This is a genomic window from Micromonospora trifolii (assembly GCF_022229005.1).
Taxonomy (GTDB): Bacteria; Actinomycetota; Actinomycetes; order Mycobacteriales; family Micromonosporaceae; genus Micromonospora; species Micromonospora trifolii.
This window is the reverse complement of record NZ_JAKKFD010000027.1, coordinates 60283-80913: the sequence shown is the minus strand read 5'-3', so window position 1 is coordinate 80913 and position 20631 is coordinate 60283. Positions and strand designations below refer to the sequence as shown.

Sequence of the window (20631 nt, the reverse complement as noted above, 5' to 3'; positions counted from 1 at the left end):
CCAACACCGCCGCGTCAAGAGCAGTGCTCTCTTTTTGGATTGGCGCTTCAATCAATGACAGACTGACTCCATGCCCGCTTCCTCGATACGCGCCAGGGTCCGCGCCGAAATGCTCGACGAGATCAAAACGGTCGCCCGCCAACACCTCGCCACCGACGGCGCGAACCTCTCCCTCCGCGCGGTGGCTCGGGACATGGGCATGGTCTCGTCCGCCATCTACCGCTACTTTCCGAGCCGTGACGACCTGCTCACTGCGCTGATCATCGAGGCGTACAACGCACTTGGCGACGCGGTGGAGGCGGCTGCCGCCGGCCCCGACCGGCTCGACCTTCGCGCCCGCTGGCATGCGGCGTGCCGGGCGGCCCGGGACTGGGCGCTCACCCACCCCGCCGAGTACGCGCTGCTCTACGGCAGCCCGGTCCCCGGGTACGCCGCCCCTGACGACACCGTCAGCCCGGCCCAGCGCCCCCCACTGACCCTTGTCGGCCTGCTTCGAGAAGGGCTGGAGACCGGCCTGCTCAGCCCACCCCCCGCCGATGAACTGTCGACGCCGCTGCACGACGACCTGACCGAGCTGGCCGACGTCTTCTTCACCGGCATTCCCCCCGCCCTGCTGGCCCGGGGCATGGCTGGCTGGACCCAGCTCTTCGGGTTGATCAGTTTCGAGCTGTTCGGTCGACTCAACCAGACCGTCGCGCATCGGGACGAGTACTTCGACCACCAGGTTGGGCTACTGGCCGACCTGATCGGCCTGCCCCAACCCCGCTGACGGGTAGGGCGGGTCAGGCACCGCCGGCGGGCCCGGCGGGTAGGGCCCGTGCGGATAGGGCAGGTAGGGCGGACGCGGCGGGTACCGGCGCTCGAACGCGCGGGCCGGGTCGACCATCCCGGCGATCCGAATGGCCAGCAGCACACCCGGCACGACGGCCAGCAGGGCAAGCGCCACCGCGAAGCGGGTCTGCGACGGCGTGCCGTACAGCCAACCGACCAACGGCAGCCCGGACAGGAGCGCGGTGAGCAGGAGCCCGGTCAGGGCCCACCTGATCCACCGGGCGAGCGCACCCTGGTAGGAGGCTCGGATGATCAGGGCCGCCGTCGTCAGGACGCCCACCGGCAGGACGAAGAGCAGCAGGGCCAGGGACGTGCCGCTGTCATCGTCGCGCTCCCACACGGCGGCCAACACGATCCCCGCGACAAGCATCGACGCACTTCCGGCGATCCCCCACCAGCGCGGACCTCCACCGTGGCGGATCGCCAGGTGGCCGGCGAGCACGGTGACCGCGCAGCCGAGGGTCAGCGCTAGCGCCACGACGAGCAGCAGATCCGTCTGGCGGTCGCCGGGGCCGCCGCCGTCCAGCGGGGGTGGTTCTTCCCAGCGGTACTCCTCTGGATCCCGCTGGTCGAGGAAGCCGTCCCGCCGCCACCCACCGTCCGAGGTCCGGCGCAGGACGCCGTCCCGACCGTTGGCGACGAGCACCTCGTGGCCGCCGTCCGCAGCGGGATAGACGATCAGATCCCGGGAAGCGAAGTGCCGGTGGATGTCGCCCGGGTTGTAGGACCGTCGGGCCAACTCCTCACGGCGCGCGTCCGACACCTCCCAGGCCACCCGCCACGTCGCACCGGCGTCGTCGCTCTGCTCCACCCGCAGGTGCCCGGCGACCACCCGGTAGCACCGCTGAGGTTCGGCCGGCACGCACGCCTGCCGCTGCCCGGCGTCCGGGCGGGACAACCGCCGTTCCTCGGCGTCGGTGGCGGGCCGCCAGGTGGTTCCCCGGTCCTCGCTGATCGACCACTGCCCGTCGGCGGGCCCGGTGGGCCAGTCCCTACTGCTGTATCCCGAGCCGGACGAGATAGCCGGGTGACCGTCGAGCATCGCTGTGCCCACCGCGTAGGGGTAGTAGACGGCGCTGGTCGCGGCCACCGCCAGCACCGCCGGTGGCAGCATCACCAGCAGCCGGACCAGCCGGGCGGCCCGTCGACGCACCGGGCGGCGACGTGACCGCGTCCAACTCCACCAGGCCAGGCCGAGCGCCGGAAGGGTGAGCAGGTCGGTCCAGTCGGCCCGGACCAGCGACGGCCCGGCCAGCACGGTCCAGGCGGAGGAGGCGAGTTCGGCGGCGTACCCGCTGGATTTGACGACAGCGAACCCGGCGCCCACGGCGACCAGGCCGGCCACCGCGGCGGCCCGGGACGGCAGCCGTGGCACCAGGAGGGTCAGCAGCACCGCGACCAGCGGCGGGGCGAGCACCAGGCCGGCGACGTCGCTCAGCTTGCCGGTCACCGGGCCGGGGAAGGCCGCCTTCAGCACATGGTCGTTGACCAGCAGCAGGACCAGCGCGAACACTGTGGCGGGGTGGCAGAGCCAGGACAGCGTGGTGGGTGCGCCGTCGTGCGGTGTCTCGGAACCCGTCATCCCCTCAGGATCGGGTCGACCCGTCTCGATCCGGACTCAGGTCGGTCTGGGTCCGATACCGACGCTCAGCCGGCGTCGGAGGAGTGCCCGGGAAAGAGGTGGGCGCTCGGGTCGATGGCCACTGCCGCGTTGTTGACCGCCGTCGCCGCCTCACCGAAGCCGGTGGCGATCAGGCGGACCTTGCCCGGGTATTCGGTGATGTCACCCGCCGCGAAGACCCGGGGCAGGTTGGTGGCCATCGCGCTGTCGACCAGGATGTGCCGGCGGTCCAGCCGTAGCCCCCACTCGGCGAGCGGACCCAGGTCGGCGGTGAAGCCGAGGGCTGCCACCACGGTGTCCACCGGCACCGTCTCGGTCGCGCCGCCGCGCACTGTCACCTCGGCACCGGTCACCGCGCCGTCCCCGAGCAGCCTGGTGACCTCGGCGTTGACCACTACCCGCACCGGTAGGGAGAGCACCCGGGCGACCGTCGAGGCGTGGGCCCGGAACTTCTCCCGACGGTGCACCACTGTCACCGACCGGGCCAGTGGTTGCAGCGTCAGCGCCCAGTCGAAGGCGGAGTCGCCGCCACCGACGATCAGCACGTCCCGATCGGTCAGCTCGGTCGGCTCGGTCACGAAGTAGACGATCCCCGAGCCGGGGGCGCCGTCGGCGCACGGCAACGGCCGGGGGCTGAAGCTGCCGAGCCCGCCGGTGACCACTATCGCGCCGCACGCGAGCTGCTCGCCACCGGCCAGGCCGAGCACCGGGCTACCGTCGGCGTACGCGAGCTTCTCGGCCCGGGTGCCGAGCAGGTACTGCGGACCGAACGGGGCTGCCTGGGCCACCAGGTTGGCCACCAGGTCGCGGCCCTTGACCGCGGGGAAGCCAGCGACGTCGAGAATCAGCTTCTCCGGGTACATGGCGGTGACCTGACCACCCGGCTCTGGCAACGCGTCGATCACCGCCACCGACAGCCCTCGGAACCCGGCGTAGTACGCGGCGAAGAGACCGGCCGGACCGGCCCCGATCACGGCGACATCGACCTCGCGCATGGCGTACCGTCGCTTTCCGCTCACGGATCAACGCGTGCTGATCTCGACCGTAAGCGGGCGGCGACGGTCGGGCAAGCACGTCCCAGAGGCGCGCCGGAGAATCGCCTCAGGGCAGGCTGAGCGTGGAGCCCGAGTAGTCCGGGCCGTCCACGGCGGGTCGCCGTCGACGGAACAGGATCGCCGCCACCACCCCGCCGAGCAGGCCGAACAGGTGCCCCTGCCAGGAGATCCGCTCGTCGGTGGGGAGGATGCCGACCAGCTGCCAGCCGTAGAGCAGACCGACCAGGAGGAAGACCGCGAAGTTCCACCAGCTGCGCTCGACGATGCCCCGGGTGAGCAGGATGCCCAGGTAGCCGAAGATGACGCCGCTGGCACCGACGACCACCGAGTTGGGTGAGCCGGTGAACCACACGCCGAGCCCGCTGACCAGGATGATGACCAGGGTCGACCAGAGGAACCGGCGGGCGCCGGCGGCGAGGACGAAGGTGCCCAGCAGGATCAGCGGGATGCTGTTGCTGTAGAGGTGGTCGAAGCCGTGGTGCAGGAACGGGGAGAAGAAGACCCCGTCCAGCCCGTCGATGCGCTGCGGGATGATGCCGGCGGTGGCGTCCAGGCCGAACGCGAGCCCCTGGTCGACGGCCTCGATGAGGAAGAGGAACGGGACCACAGCGCACATGGCGACGAACGCCCGGCCGAGCGCGGCGTAGAACGCCTCGGTGCCGAACCGGTAGGGGTCGCCGCTTGACGGGTGCAGGGTCACTCCACAACTGCTATCAGCAAAAGCGGCCGACCGCCACTCACGTCCCGTCCGGAGTACGCGAAGGCGGGACGGGTGAAGACCCACCCGCCCCGCCTTCGAGAGCCGTCAGTAGTGCCCGTTGTTCTGGAAGTAGGTCCAGGCGCCACAGGGCGACTTGTACCTGCCCTTGATGTAGCCCAGCCCCCAGATGATCTGGGTGGCCGGGTTGGTGCGCCAGTCGGACGCGACGGAGCCCATCTTGCTGCCCGGCAGGGACTGCGGGATGCCGTACGCACCGGACGAGGAGTTGGCGGCCTTGTGGTTCCAGCCGCTCTCCTTGGTCCAGAGCTTCTCCAGGCAGGGGAACTCGGCGATGCCGAAGCCCTTGTCGATCATGAGGGCACAGCCGACCTTGCGGTTGCCGCTGTACTCGGCGCAGGACGCCGGGATCGGCCCGTCGTACGGCTTGGCGGGCGCGTTGGCGGCGGCGCGCTCGCGCTTACGGGACGCCGCGGCGGCCTCGGCCCGGCGGGCCCGCTCGGCGGCTTCCTTGGCGGCCTCCTTCGCCCGCAGCTTGGCCTGGTACTCGGCGGCCCGCTGCTTGGAGAACTGCACCTGGTGGGCGGCCTGCCGCTCGCGCTGGTACGCGAGGTCGGCCCGGTCGACCTCGAGACTGACCTGCTCGGTCAGACCCTGTTGCTGGGTTTCTCGGTCTTCGCCCAGGTAGAAGCCACCGGCAACACCCACGGAGAGCAGTGCTACAGCAGCCGTACGGGCGCCCAACCGGCTCCACAGCCGACTCACGAAGTGGTCCCTTCGTCGGGAGCAAGGACGCGGCGCGGCGCAGACCACAGGTGGGCCATCAGCCGTGCCGCGAGCGCCCCGACCGGTTGCCGGTCGCGCCGACGCACCGACCCTCGCCGATGTCGTCCGTCTCGGGACGAACGATCACCAACGATTCCGGTGGTGCATGGACGCTCGTGGGACACGATTGCGCACAGTGAGGCTGATGGGAAACCAACCAGGCCATTTGTGATCTGCGCCACTCCAAAAATGCGGACAAAAGCCCCCATAAGCCCCGTCAGATCGGGATGTCCTCCAGGAGGTCCGTGACCATAGCGGCGATCGGCGACCGCTCCGAACGGCTGAGGGTGACGTGCGCGAAGAGCGGATGGCCCTTGAGCGCTTCGATGACAGCCGTCACCCCGTCGTGCCGGCCGACCCGCAGATTGTCCCGCTGGGCCACGTCGTGGGTGAGCACCACCCGGGAGCCCTGCCCGATCCGGGACAGCACTGTCAACAACACCCCGCGCTCCAGCGACTGGGCCTCGTCCACGATCACGTAGGCGTCGTGCAGGCTGCGCCCGCGGATGTGGGTCAGCGGCAGCACCTCCAGGATGCCCCGCGAGGTGACCTCCTCCAGCACGTTCTCGTGCACCACAGCGCCGAGCGTGTCGAAGACCGCCTGGGCCCACGGCGACATCTTCTCCGACTCCGAGCCCGGCAGGTAGCCCAACTCCTGACCACCGACGGCGTACAGCGGGCGGAACACGATCACCTTCTTGTGCCGGCGGCGCTCCATCACCGCCTCCAGCCCGGCGCAGAGCGCCAGCGCCGACTTGCCGGTGCCGGCCCGGCCACCCAGCGAGACGATCCCGATCGACTCGTCCAGCAGCAGGTCGAGGGCGATCCGCTGCTCGGCCGAGCGGCCGTGCAACCCGAACGCCTCCCGGTCGCCCCGGACCAGACGCACCGACTTGTCCGGCAGCACCCGGCCCAGCGCCGATCCACGCCCCGAGTGCAGCACCAGGCCGGTGTGGCAGGACAGCCCGGCCGCCTCGTCGAGGTCGAGTGTCTCGCCGGCGTACAGCTGGCCGATCTGCTCCTCGCTCAGCTCCATCTCCGACATGCCGGTCCAGGTCGGGTCGCCGGCCTGGCCGTGGCGGTACTCGTCGGCGTGCAGGCCCACCGACGCCGCCTTCACCCGCAGCGGCATGTCCTTGCTGACCAGGGTCACCTCCCGCCCCTCGGCGGCGAGGTTGAGCGCGACGGAGAGGATCCGGGCGTCGTTGCTCTCGGTGCGGAAGCCGGGCGGCAGGACGCCGTCGTCGGTGTGGTTGAGCTCCACCCGCAGGGTGCCGCCGACGTCGTTGGCGGGCACCGGGCGGTCGAGTCGGCCGTGCCGAACCCTCAGGTCGTCGAGCATCCGCAGCGACTGCCGGGCGAACCAGCCCAGCTCCGGATGGTGCCGCTTGCCTTCCAGCTCGGTGATGACCACCAGTGGTAGCACCACCTCGTGCTCCGCGAACCGGTGGAACGCCGCCGGATCGGAGAGAAGCACCGACGTGTCCAGGACAAAGGCCTGGCCGGCTGGTCGTGGCTCCTTGGGGCCGGCCGGCGCGGCGGCCGCCGAACGGCGGCTCCTGGTGGCTCGGCGGGGCGTGGCAGTCGCGGCCGGGGTCTGGTCGGCACCGGCGGTGGTACGGCGAGTCGTCACAGGCCTGCTCCGACGGATGGGCACCCGCCACCCGTGTTCCGCCTCCTCCGGTGCCCGGGGACACGGGGTCGGATGCGGAACCCCATGCGCGAGGTCGCAGATCCGGGCGGACCGGCTGGCTCGGGAGAACCCCGTGCCATGCCTAGACGCTAGCCCCGCCGGACCTTTCCGGCTAGAGGCCGAACGTGGATCTCCCAGGACGCGCTCGTGAACAGGTCTCCGTCGCCGCTTTCACCAGCAGTGGGACCGCTGGCGGGCGCGGCGGAACCGGCCGGGATGCATGCCCCCTGCGCGCATCCCGGCCGGTGGGGCCACCGTCACCGGTCTGACGTGGCCCCGACGGTGCGTGTCCGCCGCGGACGACGCACCGCGTTCGTGGCGCCGGTCGGCGGGGCAGTCCCGCCGACCGACCTCAACCGCTACGTCGGACGAGCGTGCCGGTCGGGTGCCGCCCGGTGATCGGGGCGGCCGGCGCACTGAACGACGAGCCGGTGTACGTGGTGCCGGGGCGTTCGACAGCACCGGCGGAGCGGACCACCCCCGCGGGCGAGACCGACAGGGCCGAGGCGATCGCCGCCTGGGCGTCCCGACGACGCCGGTTCCAGGCGCCCCGGTCACCGTCGAAGTAACCCTGCCGGTAACCGAAGCGGTAGCCGATGCGGTAGCTGAGCTGCCCGTGCAGCCGGCCGGCCGCGTAACTGGTGGCACCGAGCACCAGGACCAGGAACACCGCGAGAAACGGGCTCATCGGAAAGCTCCGGCCCAGCCGGGACGCCAGGTCATCGCTCCTCCGGCTCGATCGTGGTGGGGTCGGCGACGAGCAGCCGGTCCAGGTCGTCGGTGCTGACCTCCTCGACCAGCTCGACGCTGATCCGGCAGCCGTCCAGCACGACTTCGGCCACCGAGGACCGGCGGATCTCGCCGCCGGCGTCGTAGACCCGGACGCTCAGCTCCGGACAGCCGAGATGGGTACGCCAGGCGTTCCACTCGGCGCGATCACCGACGCTCAGCGACAGGTAGCGGCAGCCTCGGGCCAGGTAGAGGCGCCAGGGGGCGGTCAGCCCGGCGGCGACCCCCTCGGCGATCAGCCCGAAGGCCTGGGCGCGGGTGGCGAGCTCTGTCACCACGACCCCCTGGCACCGGGGGCGTGACGCATGTGAGCACCAATCGTCTCATGCACGTGACACACCGTAGATTGTCCCATGGGCGTGACAGTATCAGCTTTTCGTCCGCTTACGTTTGCCACTACGTTCATCTATTCTGCCCGCGTGACACCCCTCAACAGTGGCACTGACTCGTTTACCGGAAATCCGAACCCATTGTCACGTCTGCGTGACAGTGGCGAGCCGGGGCACGCACTCGCAGCCGGCTGGCCGTACCGTCACGGAGTGACCGAGACGGCCAATGCGCGGAAGATCGCCTTCGCCACCTTCGTCCGGCGGGCTCTGGACGAGGCCCGGGCGACCCGAGCCTGGAGCGGCACCGAGGTGTCCCGGCGCACCGGCGTCTCCCGGCAGACCATCAACCGCTGGGTCCGGGGCGACTGGGCCAGCGACCCGGAGGCCGAGCGGGTGGTCGCCTTCTGCGAGGGCCTGGGGTTGAACCCGGCCGCCGCCTTCGCCGCACTCGGCTGGGACCGCGCCGCGGCCGGCCCCCGCACCGGCCAGGCCGCCCCTCCGATGGACCCCGACGTGGAGGCGCTGCTGCGCCGTCTGGTCGATCCGCAGGTGTCGGACGCGGAGAAGTTCCACATCCGCGAAACCATCAGATACCTCGCATACCGCCCAACGTTGCCGGTCGATGTCCGAAAAAGGGGCAATCAGGCAGGCTAGTTCCTCAGATAGCGAAAGAACGCCTGGTCAGGTTCATTCGTTTGCCTCCGGGGCTGGAACGGGCACGCTAGCGTCCCTATTCGTACTGCTTGGGCTCGTCATCGGCGGGGGGACGGGACAAGGCCGAACCCAGCCCTGCGGGACAGAAGGAGGGGTCTGTCCATGACCCTGAAGTGGTTGGCAGTCGTGGTCGCAACGGTGTCGGTGACACTGTGGGCGACCGGCAACACAGTGACCCTGGCGGTCGACGGCGGGCAGCTGCCGCTGCTCGTCAACCTCTTTGCGCTCATCACCGCCGGCACCGCGGTCGTCCTGGCCGTCGTCGCCGAGCTGCACGAGCGTCTGAACAACCGAATCAGCGCGCTCACCGAGTTCCTGGTGGCCCGGCTCAACGAGATTGAGAACCACACCGGCGATCGCAACACCGGGTTCGTGGAGGGCTACCTGTTGAGCCACGGCCAGGAGGCGGCAGTGGTGCCGTTCGGCCGGCGCGGACGAGGAGCCGCCGAACGCTGATCGCGTACCGCTCAATGGGTCCGCTCGGCCAGGAATGAGCCTGGATCGCCGGGGTACGCTGACGCGCGTGTCGCCGTTGAATCTGGGCAATCAGCAGCCGAAAACCCCGTTGAACGCCGACCAGGCCTGGCGGATAACCGCCAGCCGGGCGGCCGGGACCGTGCTCTTCTTCGACTTCGACGGCACGCTCGCGCCCGTCGACGACGATCCGACCGCGGTACGCCCGGCTCCCAAGGCGCTGGCCGCGATCGAGGCGCTCGCCCCGGTCGTCCAGCGGGTCGCGATCGTCTCCGCCCGACCCGTCGAGTTCCTTCGGGATCAGCTCGGCGGGCTCGCCGGCGTGGACCTCTACGGCCTGTACGGGCTGGAGCACAGCCACTCCGGCGGGGAGACGGTCACCGAACCGGCCGCGCTGCCCTGGGTGCCGACCATGGCGGAGCTGGCCGACCTGGCGCGCGCGGAACTGCCGCCCGGCACGCTCGTGGAGTACAAGCGGCTCTCGGTCGCGCTGCACTGGCGTACCGCCCCGCAACTCGGCGCGACAGTGCAGCAGTGGGGGCAGGCGCAGGCCGACCGTCTGGGGTTGCGCTCGCAGGCCGGGCGGATGGTGCTGGAGCTCAAGCCGCCGGTCGACCGGGACAAGGGCATGGTGATCGGCGAGGCGATCAAGGGTGCCACCGGCGCCTGGTACTTCGGCGACGACGTCTCCGACATCAAGGCCTTCGCCGCCCTGCGCGCTCGCGCCGCCGCCGACCCGGACTTCCTCGGCGTCTGCGTGGCGGTGGCCAACCCGGAGACCGGGCACGAGGTGGCCAACGCCGCCGACCTGACCATCGAGTCGCCGGCCGCCCTGGGCGACTTCCTCACCCAGGCACTGACCCACCTGCCCTGACCTGACCTGCCCGAGCGGCGACCGACAGCGTCGCCGCCGGGTCAGGCGCCGTAGCGGCGTTGTCTGGTGGCGTACGAGCGCAGGGCCCGCAGAAAGTCGATGTGCCGGAAATCGGGCCAGTTGAGCTCGCAGAAGTAGAACTCCGAGTGCGCGGACTGCCAGAGCATGAAACCGGACAGCCGTTGCTCGCCGCTGGTACGGATGACCAGGTCCGGATCGGGCTGGCCCCGGGTGTAGAGGTGCTCGGCGATGTGCTCGACGTCCAGCACCTCGGCCAGCTCCTCAATAGTGCCGCCGGTGGCGGCGTGCTCCAGCAGCAGCGAACGGACCGCGTCGGTGATCTCCCGGCGACCGCCGTAGCCCACCGCGATGTTGACCTCCGCGCCGCCGGTGCGCTCGCGGGTGCGCTCCTCGGCGCCCTTGAGCGCCGCAGCGGTCTGCGCCGGCAGCAGGTCGAGCGCCCCGACGATGCGCAGCCGCCAGGGGTTGCCTTCCTCGGAGAGCTCCACCACCAGATCCTCAATGATCTTGAGGAGCGGGTCCAGCTCAGCGGCCGGACGGCGCAGGTTGTCGGTGGCCAGCAGGTAAAGGGTCACGTGCCCGACGCCGGCCTGGTCACACCAGCCGAGGACATGCTTGATCTTCGCCGCGCCGACCCGGTGCCCGTCATTCGGGTCGACGAAGCCCATCTCCCTCGCCCATCGGCGGTTGCCGTCGCACATCACCCCGACATGCCGGGGCACCGGCTTACCCGCGAGCTTCGCCGTGAGCCGGCGCTCGTACACGGAGTAGATAAGGTTCCGCAGCGTCATCACCTAGCAGCGTAGCGACCCTTCAGCCAGTTCACTGCCTCGGAGCCCCATCCCCGCCGCCCAGACCGGCGCCGATCAGTGCAAGCGTACGAGCGGTGAGGCGTCCGTCACCCAGTCCCAACTCGACCACGTCGTAGAAGACCCGGTCGTCTCGACGGGCGGCCCGGACCGCCGCGTCCACCACCCGACGTCGCCGGGCCAGCCAGGCCGCCACCGAACTGTGCCGCAGGTGGGTACCGAGGCGGCGACGCAACCCGTCGGCGTAGCGGCCAGCCGCGCCCTCGGGCGACCGGGCCGCCGCCGACCCGGCGAGCGCGCCGGAGAGCAACGCGTAGAAGATCCCCTCCCCGGTGAACGGATTGATCAGTGACAGCGCGTCCCCGGCCAGCAGGGTGCGCCCCCGCCCGGGAGACGGGCGGTGGGTGGAGAGCGGCAGGTGATGCGCGCGCAACGCGGTCACGGTCGTCAGATCGGTCCCGGGCAGCAGCGCGGCCAGCCGGTCCAGCAGGTACGCGCGGCTCAGCGGCTCACCTCGCAGGACCTCCCCGTACCCGACGTTCGCCCGTCCGTCGCCGATCGGAAACGACCAGGCGTACGCCGGCCAGCGCGCCTTCGAGGTGACGATGAGCTGCTCGGACGGGCCGGGCAGAGCCGGGGCGTACCCCCGGATGGCCAGCGCGAGATGTCGGTCGGGGTTCTGCGGGTGGCCGAGCGCCCGACGCACCACCGAGCCGGCGCCGTCCGCGCCGATCACGACCCGGCCGGACACCTGCCCGTCGAGCACCACGCGATCGGCGCGCGGCTCGACCTGGCGCACCGTGTGCCGGCGCAGCTGCGCGCCGGCGGCCACCGCGGCCGCCACCAGCCGCGCGTCGAAGACCTCCCGGGGCACTGTGTACGCGGGTCGGGGCAGCGCCCGGGCCACCGCGCCGCCACCCGGCGAGATCATGCGTAACGCCGGCAGCGGGGCGTAACCCGCCACCGCCTCGGTCACCCCCAGTTCGGCGAGCACGTCCACCGAGTGCGCGGCGATCCCGTCACCACATGCCTTGTCCCGGGGAAAGTCGGCCCGGTCCAGGAGCAGGACGCTGGCACCGGCCCGGCGCGCCGTCAACGCGGCGGCCGCCCCGGCCGGCCCCGCCCCCACCACCACCACGTCGAACTCGTCACTCACCGCGCGCCTCCCTCCAGCCGGCGCGACTGCTCCCGCACCGCCCCGACGATCCACCTGCGCCGCCAACGCCGGCCGTGGTGACCGACGCCACCCGCCATCCTGCCCCGTACCGGCCCGCGCAGACCGCACCGCGCGGCGCGCCGGCCGGCCCCACCCCGTCGATCATGGAGTCGTGGTGGGTCGCAGACGCGGCAAATCACGGTGCACCGGGCACCACAACTCCATGATCGACACGGGTGGGTGGGGGCGTCAGGCCGGGGCGGCGTCGGGGGCGCGGGCGGCGCGGCGGAGGCCGTAGAGGGTCAGCCCGGCCGCCGCCAGCAGGGGGCCGCCGTCGCGGACCAGGCCGTCCACGCCGAGCAGCCACCAGCACAGCGGCAGGTCCACGGCGAGTACGGCGACCGTGACGACGACCAGCAGGCCACGCGCCCAGTCCTTGCCCCGCATCAGGAACGCCGTGCAGAACAGCACCGCGTAGCTGGCAGTGATGCCGGCGCCGAACCAGAACAGCACCGCCGGCACCGCGGTCAGCCGACCGTCCAGGATGGAGCCTCCGGCCACCAGGGCCGGCACCAGCATCAGCGGGCTGTAGGTGAAGGCCGCCACGCGGCTGGTCAGCAACCAGGCGCTGGCCTGTGGTCGGCGCGGAGGGGTCTCCCGCCAGGAGACGCCGTCCCGGTCGATGACGAGGCGTGGACGGTGCCGGACCAGGTGCCCGGCCAGCGCCGACGAGCGGTAGAGCATCCAGACCACCGCGACGCAGAGTGCCGTGAGAATGGCGAAGCCGAGCAGGCCGGGCAGTGGCGGCACCCCCTGCCGGGGCACGATGAGCCGGCCGACCGCGAAGATCGTGGTGACAGCGAGGATCAGCCCGAACGGGCGAGCCACGGTACGACCACGTCGCACGTGCCCGATCAGCAGCAGAAAGCCGAACGAACGCAGCATCGCCCAGCCGGTCCGTACGGCCAGCCCGAAACCCTGCTCCGGGGCGTACCACCAGTTGAGCAGCTCGACCACGACGGTGGCCGCCGCCGTCGTCGCCAGCAGGGTGGTGAGCACCCGGACGGCGGACGGCCGCCGGACCTGGGTCTCGGCGGCCGTCCTCATGAAATCCGATGTTGCCCGGGAAGGGTCTCGTTCACACCTACCGCTGCGGTTGCGCGGCGTCGAGGCGGGCGCGCAGCGCGTCCAACTCGGCCCAGAGCACGCCGGGCAGCTTGTCACCGAACTTCTCGAACCACTCGGTGATCATCGGCAGCTCGTTGCGCCACTCGTCCGGGTCGACCTTCAGCGCGATCCGCACATCCTCCGGGGTCATGTCCAGGCCCTCGACGTCCAGGGCGTCCGGCGCGGGGACCATGCCGACCGGGGTCTCCACCGCGTCGGCAGTGCCCTCGATCCGCTCGACGACCCACTTGAGCACCCGGGAGTTCTCCCCGAAGCCCGGCCAGAGGAACGAGCCGTCCGGGTCCTTGCGGAACCAGTTGACGTAGTAGATCTTCGGCAGCTTCGCCTCGTCGCCGTCGGTGCCCTTGCCCATCTCGATCCAGTGCCGGAAGTAGTCGCCGGCGTGGTAGCCGATGAACGGCAGCATCGCCATCGGGTCCCGCCGGACCACGCCGACGGCGCCGGACGCGGCGGCGGTGGTCTCCGAGGAGAGAGTGGCGCCCATGTAGACACCGTGCACCCAGTCGCGGGCCTCGGTCACCAGCGGGACGGTGTCCTTGCGGCGTCCGCCGAAGAGGATCGCGTCGATCGGCACGCCGTTCGGGTCGAAGTACTCGTCGGCGAGGATCGGGCACTGGGTGATCGGGGTGCAGAACCGGCTGTTGGCGTGCGAGGACAGGCTGTCGCTCTCCGGCGTCCAGTCGTTGCCCTTCCAGTCGATCAGGTGCGCCGGCGGCTCACCCATGCCCTCCCACCAGACGTCACCGTCGTCGGTGAGGCCCACGTTGGTGAAGACGGAGTTGCCCCGGTCCAGGGTGCGCATGGCGTTGGCGTTGGTCTTCCAGTCGGTGCCGGGCGCGACGCCGAACAGGCCGTACTCGGGGTTGACCGCGTAGAGGCGGCCGTCCGGGCCGAACCGCATCCAGGCGATGTCGTCGCCGATGGTCTCGACCTTCCAGCCGGGAATCGTCGGCTCCACCATGGCGAGGTTGGTCTTGCCGCAGGCAGACGGGAACGCGCCGGCGATGTGGTAGGTCCTTCCCTCCGGCGAGGTGATCTTGAGGATCAGCATGTGCTCGGCGAGCCAGCCCTCGTCCCGGCCCATCACGCTGGCGATCCGCAGCGAGTAGCACTTCTTGCCCAGCAGCGAGTTGCCGCCGTAACCCGAGCCGTACGACCAGATCTCCCGACTCTCCGGGAAGTGCGAGATGTACTTGGTCTCGTTGCAGGGCCAGGCGACATCCTGCTGGCCGGGGGCGAGCGGGGCGCCGATCGAGTGCAGCGCGTGCACGAAGTCCGCGTCGTCACCCATGGCCTCGAGGACCCTGGTGCCCATCCGCGTCATGATGCGCATCGAGGCGACCACGTACGGGCTGTCGGTGATCTCGACACCGAACATGGGGGACTCGGCCTCGACCGGGCCCATGACGAACGGGATGACGTACATGGTGCGACCGCGCATGGAGCCCCGGTACAAATCCGTCATCGTCCGCTTCATCTCGGCCGGCGCCATCCAGTTGTTGGTGGGGCCGGCGTCCGCCTCGTCGACGGAACAGATGTAGGTGCGCTCCTCGACCCGGGCGACGTCCGTCGGGTCGGTGCGGGCGTAGAACGAGTTGGGCTTCTTCTCGGGGTTGAGCCGGATCAGGGTGCCGGCCTCGACCAGCTCATCGGTGAGGCGGCGCCACTCCTCGTCGGACCCGTCCACCCAGACGACACGGTCGGGGGTGGTCAGTTCCGCGACCTCACGGACCCAGGCGAGCAGTTTCGGATGGGACGTCGGGGCCTGATCAATACCCCGCACAACAGCCGGAGCAACCATGACACATCTCCTTGTGGTCGACGCTGACCGATCTATGGGATGCACGAGACTCGGCGGCGCGATGCGTCGCCTTCGTGGAAACCTGGGATTGGCCTCAGCGTAAACCGGGCAGCCTTCCGAGTCAGTGGGACAGGTTGTGAAGAACTGCACAAGCTACGGCCTCGCTGCGGCATCACGAGCTGATACCCGCTTTCCCGCGCAGTTTCACGCAAATCTTGTTGTGCACCCCGGCGGACGCTTGTTGCGGTCGGGCCGTGGACCTGCCCCGCCGACCGGTGCGGGGATTCCCGTTCCGGAGCGGCTCAGTCCTCCCAATTGGCTACGCTCTGTGCAGCGGTTACGCACGCGGCGCTGGGCCCCTCCGGGAGACCACGCCCGCTTGCCGTTGCTACCCCTCTGACTGGCCGGCAGCCGGTAGGCTCCCTCCGTGGCCGCCACGATGACCGGGGAACAACCGGGTCCCCGGCAGACCCGACGGGGTCTCGTCGGCATACTCCTCGACCGCTTCGGTCACCTCATCCGCGAGATGAGCAAGTTCGCCACTGTGGGCGGCTTCGCCTTCCTCGTGGACTTCGCGCTCTTCAACTACCTGACGAGCAAGCACGGCGTCGAAGAGCTGACGGCGAAGACGATCTCCACCGTGATCGCCGCGTCCGTCGCCTTCGTGGGCAACCGGTTCTGGACCTGGCGGCACCGCCAGCGCAACAACGCGGCCCGCGAGTACGCGCTCTTCTTCTTCTTCAACGCTGTCGGTCTCGGCATCACAGTGGCCTGCCTCGCGCTCAGCCGCTACGGGCTCGGCGCCATCTGGCCGGCGGTGTTCCAGACACGCCTGGCGGACAACCTCGCCAGCTACATCGTCGGCACGGGGTTCGCCACGCTGTTTCGATTCTGGTCGTACCGGCGGTTCGTCTTCGTCGAAGCGGGAACCCCGACCGTTCCGCAGGTGAATCCCGACCGTGACCACGGGGCGTGACCTGCCGCCCATCTCGTTCGGCCGGTGATCGCCGGCCGCACCGACTGCCCTAAGGTGTTTCGCATGCGTCTTGTCCGCCTGCTGCCTGAGCGCTGGCAGAAGTTCATCCACGAGGCGCTCAAGTTCGGCATCGTCGGCGGCATCAACACCGTCATCAATTACGCGGTGTTCAATGCCCTTGCACTGACCGTTTTCGTCAATGGTCAGTTGAAGGCGACAGTGATCGCGACCATCGTCGCCACCATCACGTCGTACCTCATGAATCGGCACTGGACGTACCGCGATCGCCCGAAATCAGCGCTTCGCCGGGAATATCTGCTTTTCTTCCTTTTCAACGGCGCTGGCCTGCTCATTGAACTGGGCGCCGTCGCGGCGGCCAAGTACGGCCTGGGCGTACACGGCCTGCTGGCGCTGAATCTCGCCAAGACCGTCGGCGTCATGCTGGCCACGCTGTTCCGGTTCTGGTCGTACCGCACCTTCGTCTTCCAACCCGTCGCACCGGCCGAGGACGAGGCCACGAAGCCCGAGCCCACCTGGCACGACATTCCGCGCGACGAGTGGGACACCATGGCGGAGATGGACCCGGTCGCCGAGTTGGCGGAGTCCGTGTCCGAACTGGAGGAGGCGGAGTCGGCGCAACGCCTCGACTCCCCCAACGGCACACCCACTCAGGGTCGACCCCCGCGGCTGAGCGTCAGCCCCGCCGTCGACCTGGACGCGGAACTCGCCGCGGAGCTGCACGTCAGCACCCGCCGCGCGCCCCGCCGGTGACGACGCCCGACGCCCGCTCCGGCACTGGACGACCGGCCGAGCTGTTCTTCGAGGATCTCGTCCCGGGGCTCACCGTCGACCTGGGCGTGGTCACCGTGGACGCCGACGAGATGGTCGCCTTCGCCCGCCGCTTCGACCCGCAGTGGTACCACGTCGACCCCGACCTGGCCGCCGCGAGCCGACACGGCGGTCTGATCGCCAGCGGCTTCTACACGGTGAGCCTGTTCATGCGCGCGTACGTCGACCACCTGCTGTCCCGGGCCGCCGCGGACGCGTCCCCCGGCCTGGAGGAGCTGCGCTGGCTCGCGCCCGTGCGGGCCGGCGACCGGCTCGCGGTACGGGTCGACGTGATGGGCGCCAGGCCGTCGACCGCCCGCCCCGGGCTCGGCACCGTGAGCCTCACCGGCACCATGCTGCGCCTCGGCCCGGACGACCGGCCCGAGCAGGAGGTGCTGCGGACCCGCTTCCGTGGCTGGTTCGCCGTACGACCGGTCGAGGCCGACCCCGCCGAGGCCGAAGCCCCCGAGGCCGAAGCCCCCGAAGCCGCCCCGGCGCCCGAAGCGGACCAGCCCGCAGTCGACCAGCCCGACGGTGGCCCGACCGCAGCGGACCCGCCCACCGACGGGTCGTCCGACGGCGCCCCGACGGAGAGCAGCGACTCACCCGAGGCCCACCGACCCGACTGACCCACCCCCGACAGTGCGGCAGGGGCGGGTCCCAACCGTCCGGTTCAGGTGGTGGTGTCGCGCAGCGGCTTGCCGTCCTGCATGTCGGCGAGCATGTCGCGCATCTCGCCATCGCCCAGCGAGTGCTTGTCGTGCTGTGCCTCGACCAGCTCGTACAGCCTGGTCTGCACCTTGCCGACGTCCGGCACGTCGGCGAGCACCGACTGGCCGCGTTCACCGGCCGACTCGATGGTCAGGGTCCCGCAGCCGAGCAGGCGCTCGACGAAACGCTGGTTCATCGAGTGGTCGTTGACCCGGGCGAGCGGGAGGTCCCGCCGGTCCCGGGAAAACACACCCTGCTGAAGCAGGACCCGCTCGTTAGTGAACAGGTAGTGGGTGGTGCGCCAGACCAGGAACGGCCACAGGCCGAGCCAGAGCACCGCGACCAGGGCGATCGCCCCGATCACGGCCAGCGCGATCGAACCGCCGCCACTCTCGGGCAACAGGAGCACGCCGACCACCACCGCGGCGATGGCCAGCACCAGCACCGCGATCGGCCGGATCAGCGCCTTCCAGTGCGGGTGCAGGTGCAGCACGACGTGCTCGTCCTCGGTGAGCACGTCTTCAGGAAACGCCACGGGAACCTCCAACGCGATTTTCTGGACGCGCAGACGGTAAACCCCCCAAGCCCCACCGCGACATCCGCCGCGCGGTCCCACTCGGCTCTTCGTGATCTTGCCGGTCCTCAGCGGAGGTGCAGGACGTCGCCGGCGGCCAGGGTTCGGGCGCCGGTGGACGTGGTGACCATCAGTTGACCGTCCGGGTCCACCCCGGTGGCGGTGCCGGTCAGGGAGTCGCCGTCGGGAAGCAGGACGCGTACCTCACGGCCGATCGTCGCGCAGGCCGCCAGGTAGGCGTCACGCAGGCCGCTGGCCACCGCGTCGCCGCCCGCCGAACGCCAACGGTCGTACCAGTCGGCGACCGCCCGCAGCAGCGCCCGCAGCAGCGGATCCCGATCGGTGGCCACCGCGCCGGCCAACTGGAGCGAGGTGGCCGGCAGCCCGGTCGGATTCACCGGCAGCTCGTCGGCGCGCAGCGTCACGTTGAGCCCGATGCCCAGCACGATGGCCGGCGGTTGGTCCGCTGCCCGTCCGGGCACCGCCTCGGCCAGCACGCCCGCGCACTTCGCGTCGTCGATCAGCAGGTCGTTCGGCCACTTGAGGGTGGCCTCCAGCTCGGCCAGCCGGGCCACCGCCTCGACCAGCGCCACGCCGGCCAGCAACGGCAGCCACCCGTACCCGGTGGGGGTCGCCGGCAGCCATCCGCGCTCCGGCACGGCCTCGCCGGGCCGCAGCAGCACGCTCGTCGCGATGCCGGCCCGCGCCGGCGACTGCCAGACCCGACCGCGCCGGCCCCGCCCCGCGGTCTGCCGCTCGGCGACCACTACCAGACCCTCGGGCTCGTCGGCCCGAGCGGCCTCGGCCACGTCGGCGTTGGTGGAGCCGGTCTCGGCACGCAACTCCAGCCGGGCCCAGGGCCCGTTCGGCGCGATCAACGCGCGGCGCAGCCGGGCCACCGACAGCGGCGGCCGGTCCAGATCGGTGTACGGGGAGCCCGACATTCCGCCAGCCTACGGCGGTGCTCCGGCCGACACTGAGGCGTACTGCACAGCAGCACCCACCTGAACCATCGTTATATTCCCTGGGTGACTACCGAGACCGGGACCAACATCCACAGCACCGCGGGCAAGCTGGCGGACCTGGAGCGCCGGGTCGACGAGGCGGTGCACGCCGGGTCGGCTCGCGCCGTGGAGAAGCAGCACTCGCGCGGCAAGAAGACCGCACGCGAGCGGATCGAGATGCTCCTCGACGAGGGCTCCTTCGTCGAACTCGACGAGCTGGCCCGGCACCGGTCCACCGCCTTCGGGCTGGAGCGCAACCGCCCGTACGGCGATGGTGTGGTCACCGGCTACGGCACGGTGGACGGCCGGCAGGTGTGCGTCTTCGCGCAGGACTTCACGGTCTTCGGTGGCTCGCTCGGTGAGGTCTTCGGCGAGAAGATCGTCAAGGTGATGGACCTGGCCATGAAGATCGGCTGCCCGGTGGTCGGCATCAACGACTCCGGCGGCGCGCGCATCCAGGAGGGCGTCGTCTCGCTCGGCCTCTACGGCGAGATCTTCTTCCGCAACGTGCGGGCCTCCGGCGTCATCCCGCAGATCTCACTGGTGATGGGGCCCTGCGCCGGCGGCGCGGTCTACTCCCCGGCGGTCACCGACTTCACCGTGATGGTCGACAAGACCTCGCACATGTTCATCACCGGTCCGGACGTGATCAAGACGGTGACTGGCGAGGACGTCGGCATGGAGGAGTTGGGCGGCGCGCGTACGCACAACTCGCGCAGCGGCAACGCGCACTACCTCGCCAGCGACGAGGAGGACGCTGTCGACTACGTCAAGGCGTTGCTGTCGTACCTGCCGTCGAACAACCTCGACGAGCCGGTCGTCGTCGACGCCCCCGCCGAGCTGGCGATCAGCGACGAGGACCGGGAGTTGGACACCCTGATCCCGGACTCGGCCAACCAGCCGTACGACATCCACACGGTCGTCGAACACGTTCTCGACGACGGGGAGTTCCTGGAGGTCCAGCCGCTCTACGCGCAGAACATCGTGGTCGGCTACGGCCGGGTCGAGGGGCGACCGGTCGGCGTGGTGGCCAACCAGCCGATGCACTTCGCCGGCACCCTGGACATCGCCGCCTCGGAGAAGGCCGCCCGGTTCGTTCGCACCTGCGACGCGTTCAACATCCCGGTGCTGACCTTCGTGGACGTGCCCGGCTTCCTGCCCGGCACCGGTCAGGAGTGGGACGGCATCATCCGCCGGGGCGCCAAGCTCATCTACGCGTACGCCGAGGCGACCGTCCCGAAGGTCACCGTGATCACCCGCAAGGCGTACGGCGGGGCGTACGACGTGATGGGCTCCAAGCACCTCGGCGCGGACCTGAACTTCGCCTGGCCGACCGCGCAGATCGCGGTGATGGGCGCGCAGGGCGCTGTGAACATCCTCTACCGCTCCGAGCTGGCCGGCGCCGAGGACCCGGCGGCGGTCCGGGCCGAGAAGATCGCCGAGTACGAGGACACCCTGGCAAACCCGTACGTGGCCGCCGAGCGCGGGTACATCGACTCGGTGATCGCTCCGCACGAGACGCGCACCCAGATCGTTCGGGCGCTGCGCGTCCTGCGCACCAAGCGGGAGACTCTGCCGCCCAAGAAGCACGGCAACATCCCGCTCTGATCTCGCCGCTGCCTGCTGGCCCCGAGCCGGGG

At 70.6% G+C, this 20631-nt stretch carries 21 protein-coding genes; 8 read left to right on the top strand and 13 right to left on the bottom strand.

Annotation, left to right across the window (positions count from 1 at the left end; genetic code table 11):
* Positions 1-70 precede the first annotated feature (70 nt).
* Complete coding sequence (locus tag NIE79_RS18325) at positions 71-769, top strand: TetR/AcrR family transcriptional regulator (protein WP_238679722.1); 699 nt, start codon at positions 71-73, stop codon at positions 767-769.
* Here the strand turns inward: NIE79_RS18325 and NIE79_RS18320 are convergent.
* The 7 genes from NIE79_RS18320 to NIE79_RS18290 form a co-directional block, all read right to left on the bottom strand.
* Positions 731-2413, bottom strand: coding sequence for a hypothetical protein (locus NIE79_RS18320; RefSeq protein WP_238679721.1), 1683 nt, complete (start codon positions 2411-2413; stop codon positions 731-733). The genes NIE79_RS18325 and NIE79_RS18320 overlap by 39 nt on opposite strands.
* A gap of 65 nt (positions 2414-2478) precedes the next feature.
* Positions 2479-3447: an NAD(P)/FAD-dependent oxidoreductase gene (locus tag NIE79_RS18315; protein WP_238679782.1), complete on the bottom strand. Its 969-nt coding sequence runs from the start codon at positions 3445-3447 to the stop codon at positions 2479-2481.
* 106 nt (positions 3448-3553) lie between these two features.
* Complete coding sequence (locus NIE79_RS18310) at positions 3554-4207, bottom strand: rhomboid family intramembrane serine protease (protein WP_238679720.1); 654 nt, start codon at positions 4205-4207, stop codon at positions 3554-3556.
* 105 nt (positions 4208-4312) lie between these two features.
* The gene (locus tag NIE79_RS18305; RefSeq protein ID WP_238679719.1) at positions 4313-4990 is read right to left on the bottom strand and encodes an aggregation-promoting factor C-terminal-like domain-containing protein; all 678 of its coding nucleotides are present in this window, start codon (positions 4988-4990) and stop codon (positions 4313-4315) included.
* 277 nt (positions 4991-5267) lie between these two features.
* Positions 5268-6683: an RNA 5'-3' helicase PhoH2 gene (gene phoH2, locus NIE79_RS18300; protein WP_238679718.1), complete on the bottom strand. Its 1416-nt coding sequence runs from the start codon at positions 6681-6683 to the stop codon at positions 5268-5270.
* Positions 6684-7095: 412 nt separating this feature from the next.
* The gene (locus tag NIE79_RS18295; RefSeq protein ID WP_124854368.1) at positions 7096-7431 is read right to left on the bottom strand and encodes a hypothetical protein; all 336 of its coding nucleotides are present in this window, start codon (positions 7429-7431) and stop codon (positions 7096-7098) included.
* A gap of 31 nt (positions 7432-7462) precedes the next feature.
* Positions 7463-7807: a hypothetical protein gene (locus tag NIE79_RS18290; protein WP_030328857.1), complete on the bottom strand. Its 345-nt coding sequence runs from the start codon at positions 7805-7807 to the stop codon at positions 7463-7465.
* A gap of 264 nt (positions 7808-8071) precedes the next feature.
* Between NIE79_RS18290 and NIE79_RS18285 the strand changes: the two genes are divergently transcribed.
* The 3 genes from NIE79_RS18285 to otsB all read left to right on the top strand — a co-directional run bounded on the left by NIE79_RS18285 (position 8072) and on the right by otsB (position 9923).
* Positions 8072-8515 (top strand): XRE family transcriptional regulator, encoded by a 444-nt coding sequence (locus NIE79_RS18285; protein ID WP_091394342.1) that lies wholly within the window; start codon positions 8072-8074, stop codon positions 8513-8515.
* A gap of 162 nt (positions 8516-8677) precedes the next feature.
* Complete coding sequence (locus NIE79_RS18280) at positions 8678-9031, top strand: hypothetical protein (protein ID WP_091394345.1); 354 nt, start codon at positions 8678-8680, stop codon at positions 9029-9031.
* Between the two features lie 67 nt (positions 9032-9098).
* On the top strand, positions 9099-9923 hold the full coding sequence (gene otsB / locus NIE79_RS18275; protein WP_238679717.1) for a trehalose-phosphatase: 825 nt from the start codon (positions 9099-9101) through the stop codon (positions 9921-9923).
* A 41-nt stretch (positions 9924-9964) separates the two neighbouring features.
* Here otsB and NIE79_RS18270 read toward each other — a convergent pair whose 3' ends face one another.
* The 4 genes from NIE79_RS18270 to NIE79_RS18255 form a co-directional block, all read right to left on the bottom strand.
* On the bottom strand, positions 9965-10735 hold the full coding sequence (locus NIE79_RS18270; protein WP_091394347.1) for an isoprenyl transferase: 771 nt from the start codon (positions 10733-10735) through the stop codon (positions 9965-9967).
* A 31-nt stretch (positions 10736-10766) separates the two neighbouring features.
* Complete coding sequence (locus NIE79_RS18265) at positions 10767-11909, bottom strand: geranylgeranyl reductase family protein (RefSeq protein WP_238679716.1); 1143 nt, start codon at positions 11907-11909, stop codon at positions 10767-10769.
* Between the two features lie 249 nt (positions 11910-12158).
* Entirely contained in the window at positions 12159-13016 is an 858-nt protein-coding gene (locus tag NIE79_RS18260) for a hypothetical protein (RefSeq protein ID WP_238679715.1), read from the bottom strand.
* Positions 13017-13053: 37 nt separating this feature from the next.
* A complete protein-coding gene (locus NIE79_RS18255; RefSeq protein ID WP_238679714.1) occupies positions 13054-14898 on the bottom strand; it encodes a phosphoenolpyruvate carboxykinase (GTP) in 1845 nt (614 codons plus the stop codon).
* 439 nt (positions 14899-15337) lie between these two features.
* Here NIE79_RS18255 and NIE79_RS34220 point away from each other — a divergent pair, with 439 nt between their 5' ends.
* The 3 genes from NIE79_RS34220 (at position 15338) to NIE79_RS18240 (ending at position 17331) form a co-directional block, all read left to right on the top strand.
* Positions 15338-15874 (top strand): GtrA family protein, encoded by a 537-nt coding sequence (locus NIE79_RS34220; RefSeq protein WP_274524284.1) that lies wholly within the window; start codon positions 15338-15340, stop codon positions 15872-15874.
* A 63-nt stretch (positions 15875-15937) separates the two neighbouring features.
* Positions 15938-16645 (top strand): GtrA family protein, encoded by a 708-nt coding sequence (locus tag NIE79_RS18245; RefSeq protein ID WP_238679781.1) that lies wholly within the window; start codon positions 15938-15940, stop codon positions 16643-16645.
* Positions 16642-17331, top strand: coding sequence for a MaoC/PaaZ C-terminal domain-containing protein (locus NIE79_RS18240; protein ID WP_238679712.1), 690 nt, complete (start codon positions 16642-16644; stop codon positions 17329-17331). Before NIE79_RS18245 ends, NIE79_RS18240 begins: the two co-directional genes overlap by 4 nt.
* A 44-nt stretch (positions 17332-17375) precedes the next feature.
* Here NIE79_RS18240 and NIE79_RS18235 read toward each other — a convergent pair whose 3' ends face one another.
* Together NIE79_RS18235 and NIE79_RS18230 are read right to left on the bottom strand one after the other, a co-directional pair.
* Entirely contained in the window at positions 17376-17948 is a 573-nt protein-coding gene (locus NIE79_RS18235; RefSeq protein WP_238679711.1) for a PH domain-containing protein, read from the bottom strand.
* Positions 17949-18055: 107 nt separating this feature from the next.
* Positions 18056-18931, bottom strand: a complete 876-nt coding sequence (locus NIE79_RS18230) for a biotin--[acetyl-CoA-carboxylase] ligase (protein ID WP_238679710.1) — start codon at positions 18929-18931, stop codon at positions 18056-18058.
* Between the two features lie 84 nt (positions 18932-19015).
* On the opposite strand from NIE79_RS18230, the gene NIE79_RS18225 reads away from it, so the two are divergent.
* Positions 19016-20599, top strand: coding sequence for an acyl-CoA carboxylase subunit beta (locus NIE79_RS18225; RefSeq protein ID WP_238679709.1), 1584 nt, complete (start codon positions 19016-19018; stop codon positions 20597-20599).
* Positions 20600-20631 lie beyond the last annotated feature (32 nt).

Bases quoted from the DNA above. Each gene is read 5' to 3' on its own strand.
- NIE79_RS18325 (WP_238679722.1), top strand. From the start codon at position 71: ATGCCCGCTTCCTCGATACGCGCCAGGGTCCGCGCCGAAATGCTCGAC.
- NIE79_RS18320 (WP_238679721.1), bottom strand. From the start codon at position 2,413: ATGACGGGTTCCGAGACACCGCACGACGGCGCACCCACCACGCTGTCC.
- NIE79_RS18315 (WP_238679782.1), bottom strand. From the start codon at position 3,447: ATGCGCGAGGTCGATGTCGCCGTGATCGGGGCCGGTCCGGCCGGTCTC.
- NIE79_RS18295 (WP_124854368.1), bottom strand. From the start codon at position 7,431: ATGAGCCCGTTTCTCGCGGTGTTCCTGGTCCTGGTGCTCGGTGCCACC.
- NIE79_RS18280 (WP_091394345.1), top strand. From the start codon at position 8,678: ATGACCCTGAAGTGGTTGGCAGTCGTGGTCGCAACGGTGTCGGTGACA.
- NIE79_RS18270 (WP_091394347.1), bottom strand. From the start codon at position 10,735: ATGACGCTGCGGAACCTTATCTACTCCGTGTACGAGCGCCGGCTCACG.
- NIE79_RS18260 (WP_238679715.1), bottom strand. From the start codon at position 13,016: ATGAGGACGGCCGCCGAGACCCAGGTCCGGCGGCCGTCCGCCGTCCGG.
- NIE79_RS18255 (WP_238679714.1), bottom strand. From the start codon at position 14,898: ATGGTTGCTCCGGCTGTTGTGCGGGGTATTGATCAGGCCCCGACGTCC.
- NIE79_RS34220 (WP_274524284.1), top strand. From the start codon at position 15,338: ATGACCGGGGAACAACCGGGTCCCCGGCAGACCCGACGGGGTCTCGTC.
- NIE79_RS18245 (WP_238679781.1), top strand. From the start codon at position 15,938: ATGCGTCTTGTCCGCCTGCTGCCTGAGCGCTGGCAGAAGTTCATCCAC.
- NIE79_RS18230 (WP_238679710.1), bottom strand. From the start codon at position 18,931: ATGTCGGGCTCCCCGTACACCGATCTGGACCGGCCGCCGCTGTCGGTG.